This is a genomic window from Flavicella sp., assembly GCF_037132785.1.
GTDB lineage: Bacteria > Bacteroidota > Bacteroidia > Flavobacteriales > Flavobacteriaceae > Flavicella.
On sequence record NZ_JBAHZZ010000054.1, the window covers coordinates 1 to 9,668 of the forward strand.

10 protein-coding genes and 1 pseudogene are annotated in these 9,668 nt (G+C 33.2%); 9 read left to right on the forward strand and 2 right to left on the reverse strand.

Annotated features, from left to right (window positions below; translation table 11 throughout):
* Positions 1–13: 13 nt before the first annotated feature.
* The gene (locus V5787_RS03260; RefSeq protein WP_336891845.1) at positions 14–163 is read right to left on the reverse strand and encodes a hypothetical protein; all 150 of its coding nucleotides are present in this window, start codon (positions 161–163) and stop codon (positions 14–16) included.
* A gap of 60 nt (positions 164–223) precedes the next feature.
* Between V5787_RS03260 and V5787_RS03265 the strand changes: the two genes are divergently transcribed.
* Complete coding sequence (locus V5787_RS03265; protein ID WP_336891846.1) at positions 224–775, forward strand: hypothetical protein; 552 nt, start codon at positions 224–226, stop codon at positions 773–775.
* A 142-nt stretch (positions 776–917) separates the two neighbouring features.
* Positions 918–1,463: a hypothetical protein gene (locus tag V5787_RS03270; RefSeq protein WP_336891847.1), complete on the forward strand. Its 546-nt coding sequence runs from the start codon at positions 918–920 to the stop codon at positions 1,461–1,463.
* A gap of 140 nt (positions 1,464–1,603) precedes the next feature.
* Here V5787_RS03270 and V5787_RS03275 read toward each other — a convergent pair whose 3' ends face one another.
* Positions 1,604–1,861: a DUF4372 domain-containing protein gene (locus tag V5787_RS03275; protein WP_336891848.1), complete on the reverse strand. Its 258-nt coding sequence runs from the start codon at positions 1,859–1,861 to the stop codon at positions 1,604–1,606.
* 189 nt (positions 1,862–2,050) lie between these two features.
* Between V5787_RS03275 and V5787_RS03280 the strand changes: the two genes are divergently transcribed.
* The 7 genes and pseudogenes from V5787_RS03280 to V5787_RS03310 all read left to right on the forward strand — a co-directional run.
* Positions 2,051–3,082 carry a rhodanese-related sulfurtransferase gene (locus V5787_RS03280; RefSeq protein ID WP_336891849.1) on the forward strand — a complete coding sequence of 344 codons (1,032 nt, stop codon included), beginning with the start codon at positions 2,051–2,053 and terminating at the stop codon, positions 3,080–3,082.
* Between the two features lie 3 nt (positions 3,083–3,085).
* A complete protein-coding gene (locus V5787_RS03285; protein ID WP_336891850.1) occupies positions 3,086–4,330 on the forward strand; it encodes a peptidase U32 family protein in 1,245 nt (414 codons plus the stop codon).
* Entirely contained in the window at positions 4,330–4,560 is a 231-nt protein-coding gene (locus V5787_RS03290) for a ferredoxin (protein ID WP_336891851.1), read from the forward strand. Before V5787_RS03285 ends, V5787_RS03290 begins: the two co-directional genes overlap by 1 nt.
* 219 nt (positions 4,561–4,779) lie before the next feature.
* A complete protein-coding gene (gene ricT, locus V5787_RS03295; protein WP_336891852.1) occupies positions 4,780–6,297 on the forward strand; it encodes a regulatory iron-sulfur-containing complex subunit RicT in 1,518 nt (505 codons plus the stop codon).
* Positions 6,278–6,775, forward strand: a complete 498-nt coding sequence (locus V5787_RS03300; RefSeq protein WP_336891853.1) for a gliding motility lipoprotein GldH — start codon at positions 6,278–6,280, stop codon at positions 6,773–6,775. Before ricT ends, V5787_RS03300 begins: the two co-directional genes overlap by 20 nt.
* Before the next feature lie 32 nt (positions 6,776–6,807).
* The gene (locus V5787_RS03305; RefSeq protein WP_336891854.1) at positions 6,808–9,129 is read left to right on the forward strand and encodes a transglycosylase domain-containing protein; all 2,322 of its coding nucleotides are present in this window, start codon (positions 6,808–6,810) and stop codon (positions 9,127–9,129) included.
* A 450-nt stretch (positions 9,130–9,579) separates the two neighbouring features.
* Positions 9,580–9,668: pseudogene (locus V5787_RS03310) on the forward strand (IS1595 family transposase); the annotation flags it as partial.

Sequence of the window (9,668 nt, forward strand, 5' to 3'; positions counted from 1 at the left end):
ACCAACGGCACTTTTACCCCTGGAATAGTCCTTTGTCTATTATTTTTGAAATGCGATCCCAATCGATAAGAATATTTATTTGACTAAAAAATGTAGCTTTTATCTTTCTTGTACGTAAGTCACAAATGCTATCTGCAAAAGTAGCTGTTCTTTGTAGTTTCATAACTTAAATATACGTCTTAATAAACTAACAAACAATGATATAAAACCTAAGTTTGGATCTTTGTTTTTGTCATGTACCTTGCAACGGTCTTATATTGTCAAAGTTACTGGAATAGAAATAGATTATGATAGGAGTAATACTGGTCCAAAACAAGTAGCTATCAGAACAAGTTTAGATAATTATACAACAGATATCTTTACTGATATCGAAGTGAATGCGAGTGGTGAAGAAAATACGATTTCTAGTCTTAGTTTGACTTCAACTGAAGGAGGATCAATTACTTTTAGGCTGTATGGTTTTGATGCTTCGTCTACATATGGAACATTTGACGTAGAAGGTGACCTGTCACCAGCTACATTAAATTTAACAAGTACTGGGATTATCTTAACGGGTACGGTTCAAATGGAGTCTGCATTAGCTATTGACGCAATAAATGAAATAGATATTGTAGTAAGATCTATTGACGGAGTTTTTTCAGTAAATGAAGGAGAAATAATTGCTGTTTACAATACACTAGGTCAACGCGTTTCGAATGAGAATTTAACTGGGATTTATTTTGTAAAAGTAGCTTTAGGAATTCAAATTAAAACAATTCAAGTCGTTGTAAATTAGTAGAATTAAGTTTTAGAAATATAAAGGCTGTCTTTTTAGGCAGCTTTTTTTGTCGGATATTTTTTATAGTTGTCATTACGGGAACAATTTACATAACACCAATTATATTTCCATTTGATTGATGTGTTTTGTATCTTTCTGCATGGTATTATTAGGAATCTTTAAGGTAAAAGAGAGTAAAGATTATTTAGAGAGTCTTCGTAAAAGAAGTAAATATCACCGTGTTAAAACCCGTATTTTGTTTTTTCTTTTTAAGCAATCAAAACAAATCACCAATCAAAATAATTTAGCGTTGCGTTTAAATGTTAGTGAATCAAGTATTCGAAGGTGGGCTAAAGTGTATTGTGAATTAGGATTAGAAACCATGCTTAAAATTTCTAATGGAGGAAAACGACGAATGGTTGTAACCCCTGATGTTCATAAAGGTTTAGAAGAAAAATTAAATAATAGTTCAGACCCATTACTGGGATATAACCACGCACTAGAGTGGGTAGAATTACACTATGGAAAGTGTTTTAAATATAACACACTGCGAACCTATATGAAACGACATTTTGGTTCAAAATTAAAAACACCAAGAAAATCTCATTATAAAAAAGACGATAAAGCCATTCAGGTTTTTAAAAAACTTTCCGATTCAACTAAACAACTCAGCTTACGCAGTAATAATTTAGGTTTAAGAAAATAATAGTCTTTAAAGCATCCAGTCCCTGTACTTGTGATAGCCTATTGATTTGGTAGGGGCATGAACGTCAGACTGTCTAAAAACTAAAATCAAACTCCTGAGAATCGCATATTTGACAATTTTGATTGACAGTGACCTGATTACTAAATTCTCAATAGAGAGTTTTCAGACAGTCTGACGTTCCCTAAATGACTGAGGTTACCTGTTGCTGAACGCAGACCATTACTTATATTTCTTAACGATTGACTTTTTGCTAAATGACAAAAAAGCATTGAGACTAAATCAGACCAGCTATTAAATCCCTTTTCATACTTATCTGTTTTATGATCCTTTACATGTTTATTGAAAATTGAACGGTCTAATTTTTGAATTATTTGACCAAATAAGGTTATGTCTGACATAGAGAGTGTTTTTTGTCGTACAACTCAAAGATAATTTGAGATACTTTAAATTATCTCTCTATTTTTTACTTTTTTATATGCGTTTAGGACGGGATTGATCTGAAATAAAATACTTTCTAGTCTTTACTTCAAAATGATTGCAAAAACGTATTTTTGCAAAAAAACAAGTTTAACATAAATTAGTATAGCATGCAACTGTACAATAAGTTAAGCGCAGCTGAACGTGCGCAATTAATAGATGAAGCGGGAAAAGACCGTTTGACAATTTCTTTTTATCAATATTTTAAGATAGAAAACCCACAACTTTTTAGAGATAAGTTATTTGTAGAATGGGATGCCTTGAGTGTTCTTGGTAGGATCTATGTTTCTTACGAAGGAATCAATGCTCAAATTTCGGTGCCCGCTGAATTTTTTTTACAACTAAAAAAGCAATTAGATGGGATCTCTTTCTTAAAAGATATTCGATTGAATATTGCTGTAGAACAAGACAATAAATCTTTCTTGAAATTAAAAGTCAAGGTTAGAAATAAAATTGTAGCTGATGGTTTGCAAGATGCTTCTTTTGATGTTACTGATATTGGAGTGCATTTAAAAGCTAAAGAATTTAATAAAATGCTGGAAGACCCCAATACGGTTTGTGTAGATATGCGTAACCATTATGAAAGTGAAATTGGACATTTTGATGGTGCAATTACACCAGATGTAGATACTTTTCGTGATTCACTAGACTTGATAGAAGAAGATTTAAAAGATTACAAAGAAGATAAAAATTTATTGATGTACTGTACAGGAGGAATTCGCTGTGAAAAAGCGAGTGCTTATTACAAACACAAAGGGTTTAAGAATGTTTTTCAATTAGAAGGAGGCATTATCAATTATGTTCGTCAGGTAGAAGAAACAGGAATTGAAAATAAATTCAAAGGAAAGAATTTTGTTTTTGATCATCGAAGAGCTGAGCGTATCTCTGATGATGTAGTTTCTAATTGTCACCAATGTGGGGAGTCAAGTGATGAACATGTAAATTGTGATAATCAAGCTTGTCATTTGTTGTTTATTCAATGCTCTTCTTGTCAAAAAAAAATGAACACTTGTTGTTCGGATGAGTGTAAAGAAATAGCTGCACTTCCTTTTGATGAACAAAAAAAAATGCGAAAAGGAAAAGGGAATAGCAACAAGATCTTTAAGAAAGGGAGGTCAGGAGTATTAAAATTTAAAAAATAAGAGATGCGGAAAATTGAATTAATGGCACCTGCTGGGAGTTTTGAATCTTTGCAAGCTGCTTTAGATAATGGCGCAGATTCTATTTACTTTGGAATAGAGCAATTGAATATGAGAGCGAGAGCTTCTGTCAATTTTGCCTTAGAGGATCTGGAAGAAATTCATAAACGTTGTTCGGAAAAAGGAGTCCGTTCATATTTGACTTTGAATACGATAGTTTATGACCATGATTTATCACTCGTAAAAACGCTGATTAGAAAAGCGAAAGATGCGAGTATTTCCGCTGTTATAGCAATGGATCAAGCCGTGATTACTTCTGCTAGAGAAGTAGGTATGGAAGTTCATATTTCTACTCAAATCAATGTGACAAACATTGAAACGGTTAAGTTTTACGCAATGTTTGCTGATACAATTGTGTTGAGTAGAGAATTGAGTTTACGCCAAGTAAAAAAAATTACTGAGGCTATTGAAATAGAAAAGATAAAAGGTCCATCAGGAAGATTGGTAGAGATTGAAATTTTTGGACACGGAGCTCTGTGTATGGCTGTTTCTGGAAAATGTTATATGAGTTTACATTCTTCAAACTCATCGGCAAACAGAGGAGCATGCAAGCAAAATTGCAGAAAAAAATACACAGTTATAGATCAAGAAACTGGTTTTGAAATGGAGCTGGATAATGAGTATATCATGTCTCCTAAAGATTTGTGTACAATTGATTTTTTAGATGAAATTTCTGATGTAGGAGTCAAAGTTTTGAAAATTGAAGGAAGAGGTAGAGCTCCAGAGTATGTTGCTCGAGTAATTCGTTGTTATCGTCAGGCAATTGATAGTTTAGATGAAGGAACTTTTAGTAAAGAAAAAGTAATTTCTTGGATGCAAGAACTGAAAAAAGTTTACAATCGTGGTTTCTGGTCTGGTTATTATTTAGGACAAAAATTAGGGGAATGGAGCAAAGGATCAGGTTCACATGCAACTCAGAAAAAAGTGTATTTAGGAAAAGGAATACATTATTATTCAAAGGTTGGCGTGGGAGAATTTAAAATTGAAGCATACGATATTACTGTTGGAGATACAATTTTAATTACTGGTCCAACTACTGGCGCTCAAGAAATGGAAGTTAAAGAGATATTTGTTGATGATGTTCAAGCTACAAAAGCATCCAAAGGGGACGCTTGTACGCTAAAAGTGGATTTTAAAATTCGTCCATCGGACAAATTGTATAAAATCGTTGAAAATGTAGTAGAAGTATAATGATTGTAATTACGCTTCAAAGAAAAAAATGCATCGGATGCAACTACTGTGTAGAATTGGCACCAGCGCAATTTCAAATGTCGAAAAAAGACGGAAAATCTGTTCTTTTACATTCTTTAGAAAAGAAAGGTTTTTATACATTAAAATCTCCAGATGAAACGATTTACGAGAATTCTATAAAGGCAAAAAAAGCCTGTCCCGTGAAAATAATTGATATTAAACAAATCTGAGAAATAGTTGCAAACTGCATCTCAGAATAGAATTAACAAAATAAAAATTATAGAACGTTTCTATGCGCTTTATAGTTTTTATTTTTATAGTATCTTTACGAATTCAAGGAGATTTGCAGCCTGTTTTCTAAGATCAAATAAATCAGGTTTTTAACTAGTTGCTTATTGATTATAAATATACATGCTGTTTATTAACAGCATCCAAAAGAAAAATATATTATGGGCTGTACTTCGTGCTCTACAAATAAATCTGGAGTTCCAAGTGGTTGTAAAAGCAACGGTAGTTGTGCAACTGGGAGCTGCGATAAATTAACTGTCTTTGATTGGTTGTCTAATATGGCACTACCTAGTGGTCAAAAACCTCTTAATATAGTTGAGGTTCGTTTTAAAAATGGAAGAAAACATTTTTATAGAAATAACAATAGTTTTCACTTAGCGATAGGTGAAATTGTTGCTGTAGAAAGCTCTCCAGGACATGATATAGGAACGGTTTCCTTAACCGGTGAATTGGTACGTGTTCAGATGAAAAAGAAAAAAGTATCTGAAGATAGCGAAGAAGTAAAAAAGATTTATAGAAAAGCTAGTGTTAGAGATATTGAAATTTGGCAAGCAGCTAGAGATAAAGAAGTAGAGACACAAAGAAGAGGTCGAGATATTTTAGGGCGACTTGGTTTAAAAATGAAGCTTTCTGATATCGAATATCAAGGAGACGGAAATAAGGCGACGTTTTATTATACCGCTGAAGACCGCATAGATTTTAGACAGCTAATTAAAAATCTAGCCAGTGCTTTTAGCATTCGTGTTGAGATGAAACAGGTAGGCTTACGTCAAGAAGCTGCCCGTTTAGGTGGGGTTGGGTCTTGTGGACGTGAATTGTGTTGCTCAACATGGCTGACGGATTTCAGAAAAGTAAATACCGCTTCAGCACGTTACCAACAGCTTTCTTTAAATCCCCAGAAATTGGCAGGACAATGTGGGAAATTAAAATGTTGTTTGAATTATGAATTAGATTCTTATTTAGATGCTTTAAAAGGATTTCCAAAATCGGATGTAGTTTTAGAAACCGAAAAAGGAAGAGCTACTTTTGTCAAAATGGATATTTTCAAGGGTTTAATTTGGTACACTTCTAAAGAAGAAGGATTTAAATGGTTTAAATTGACGCTAGAACAAGCTCAAGAGGTGATAGCTTTGAATAAAAACGGTGAAAAATCTCCGAGTTTAGAAGAGTTAGAATCTGACATGGTTGTTGCTACAAAAATAGAATTTGAAAATGTTGTTGGGCAAGATAGTTTGACACGTTTTGACAAGCCAAAGACAAAAAACAAAAGAAGAAGTAAAAGAAGAAAATCAGGTCAAGGTCAGAACCAGAAAAACAATACAAATCAAAAAAATCAAAGTCAAGCGCCTCGTAAACATGGGAATTCTCCCCAAAATAAAGAGGGGAATCAACATAGGGAACCAAAAGGAAACAGAAATCCAAACCAAAATCAAAAGAATTCGAATGCTAATGCAAACGAACCAAAACAAGGTGTCCCAAAAAAGAGACATCCACAAAACAGGAATAAACAAAAATCAAATGCTGAAGCAAATTCTCAAAAACAGAGTATTGCAAATCAGCAAAAACAAGGAACTCCAAAAGCAGAAGGAGCTGCATCGAAACCAAGAAGGAATAATAATCGTAGAAATAAAACAAACAACAGCAATAAACCTGATTCAAATGCCAATAAAGACGCATAAACTGATTCTTTTATTTTCGTTGTTAATCAGCCTTAGTGCCTGTGATGAGCATCGAGTTTTTGACTCTTACTCCTCGGTAGGAACAGTGGGTTGGAACAAAGAAGATTTGGTGAGTTTTCAGTTTGAAATGTTAGATAGTATTGGCTCCTATGATTTGTTTATTCAAGTGAGAAACACTAATGAATTCGAGTATTCTAACCTTTATTTGATTACTGAATTACAATATCCAAGCGGATTCCATGTTATAGATACTTTAGAGTATAAAATGGCAGATTCTTTTGGTCGTTGGTTGGGGTCTGGCTTTACGGATATAAAAGAAAATAAATTATACTATAAAGAGAATTTTGAATTCTCTGAGAAAGGTACTTATGGGTTTAATATACAACAAGCAATGCGTAAACGCAATGAATTAGAGGGCATTCAAAGTTTGAAGGGGGTTTCTGATGTTGGGTTTCGGATTGAAAGACGAAATAAGTAAGTTAGATTAAAATATAAGAAAACAGTAGCTAAATGGCTAAAAACAAAAAGAACAAAAAGAAAACTACAACTTCATTTAGAAAATACAACCTGTGGTTTTGGGGAGTAATCATTGGAGGATTGATGTTTATTGCATCTCTATTTTTATTGGCCTCAATGGAGGCTTTTGGTGAATTACCAACCTTTGAAGAGTTAGAAAACCCAGAAAATAATTTTGCGACTGAAATTATTTCAATTGATGGTAAAACTCTTGGAAAATATTATAATGAAAACAGGACTCCAGTCAAGTTTACAGATCTTCCTCAAAACTTAGTAGATGCATTAATTTCTACTGAAGACGAACGGTTTTATGAGCATTCAGGTATTGATTTTAAAGGCACTTTAAGAGCTGTTGTTAAATTAGGTAAAGGAGGTGGAGCCAGTACGATTACACAACAGTTGGCAAAGCTGCTCTTTACAGAAGGCTCAGGAACAAGAAATAAGTTTAAAAGAGCGATTCAGAAAGTGAATGAATGGATTATTGCGATTCGTTTAGAAGAACAATATACAAAAGAAGAGATTATTTCCATGTATTTGAATAAGTTTGATTTCTTATACAATGCAATTGGAATTCGTTCAGCTTCTAGAATTTATTTTGGAAAAGAACCTATAGATTTAAAACCAGAGGAATCAGCGGTATTGGTGGCGATGTTAAAAAACCCAAGACAGTTCAATCCAAATAGAGAAATTTCTAAAAAGAAATCTTTAGCAAGAAGAAATCAAGTATTATTCCAATTGAAACGAAATAATAAAATTAGTAAAAAGGTGAAAGATTCTTTACAGAAGTTACCTATATTATTAGAATTTTCACCTGAAGGGCATAGTGATGGTTACGCAACCTATTTTAGAGAATATTTGCGTGATTACATGAAGAAATGGATCAAAAAAAACCCAAAACAAGATGGGAGTTATCATAATATTTATCGAGATGGTTTGAAAATTTATGTAACGATTGATTCTCGTATGCAGCGTTATGCTGAAGAGGCAGTGCATGAACATGTATCGAATTTACAACGTGTGTTTTTTAAAGAACAAAAAAGAAATCCAACGGCACCTTTTTACGATTTAGAAAAGAAAGATATTGAGGCTACTTTAGCACGAGGCATGAAAAACACCAACAGATATCGTCTGTTAAAAAAAGCTGGAAAATCAAATGAAGAGATAAAAAAAGATTTTAATACCAAAAGAAACATGAAGGTTTTTTCGTGGAAAGGGACTATAGATACCGTTTTTACTCCTTATGATTCCATTCGTTATTACAAGTATTTTTTACATAGTGGATTATTATCCATGGAACCACAAACAGGACATATAAAAGCTTGGGTCGGTGGAATTAACTATAAATATTTTCAGTACGATCATGTAAAGCAAGGAAAACGACAAGTAGGTTCAATATTTAAGCCTTTAGTATATGCATCTGCTATTGATCAGTTGCAGTTGTCACCATGTGAGAAGTTTCCGAATATTTTATATACCATTCCTAAAGAAGATTATGGAATGGAAAAAGACTGGACTCCTAAAAATGCAGACAATAGTTACGGAGGTGAGTTGACCTTAAAACAAGCCTTGGCAAAATCTGTAAATGTTATTACCGCAAAGTTGATCCATATGGTAGGTCCTGAGACAGTGGCGAGGTTAGCGAAAAAAGCAGGAATTACTTCTGATATTCCTCCTTATCCGTCTATTGCACTAGGAACTATTGATGCTAGCTTGTATGATATGGTTGGTGCTTATTCTATGTTTGCCAATAAAGGGCTGCGAGTAAATCAGATGATGATTTTAAGAATAGAAGATAGAAACGGAACCGTATTGCAAGAGTTTGTACCTAAAACGGAACAAGTTTTAAGTGAAGAGTCGGCGTATGTTGTGGTGGACCTATTAAAAGGAGTTACCTTGGCTGGTTCTGGTGTTCGTTTACGAGGGAAATGGGGTTCTTATCCAGATAATATTTCTACTGGCTACCCTTATCAGTTTGAAAATCCTATTATGGGTAAAACAGGTACTACACAAAACCAATCTGATGGTTGGTTTATGGGAGTTGTACCAAATTTAGCAACTGGAATATGGACAGGTGCTGATGATCGAGCAACGCATTTCAAAAGCGTTACACAAGGACAAGGAGCAACCATGTCATTACCTACTTGGGCATTGTATATGAAAAAATGTTATGCAGACCCTTCTTTAAATATAAGTCAGGGAGATTTTGAAAAACCAGAACAAATAAATATTCAATTGGATTGTGAACAACAGTCTGTTTTAGATGAGGAGGGGGTTGAGGTTTATATAGAAACCGTAGAAGAGGAAACTGATTTTTAAGTAGTATGAGAACTATATTACTTTTTTCAGGTTATTTTTACATCTTAAATCCTCCATTCAAGTAATAAACGCAACTTTTAGAGGGTTTATAATTTCATTGTTTCTTTCAAAAATAAGGAATCAATTACTTCCTCTGAAATGCATAAAAGCTTATATCTGTCTTCGTCCAAAGACTATACATCTGATACCGATAATCGAATCCTAAAGATACTCAATAAAAGTATTCCTGAAAAAGGGTTTAATAGCCTTTTTAACATTTAAATGACGCATTAAATTCGTTTTTTTCATTCATATTTCACACAAAAACAAAACCGTAGCTGAGCTATGCTTCTATTTTTATTGCTTATCTGTATAAAAAACATTCCAAATTATTATTACGTCATTTTAAAATAAAATTGACTGAGTTAGTCATTTAGTTTCTGTATCTTAGTATCATTAAATATAACAGATATGGATGTTTTTCAAGGTCAAAATATACTGAGTTTTATAAAAGAACTGCCAAATGATGAAGCTTGTAAGGCTTATTTAGCCAAAATAAA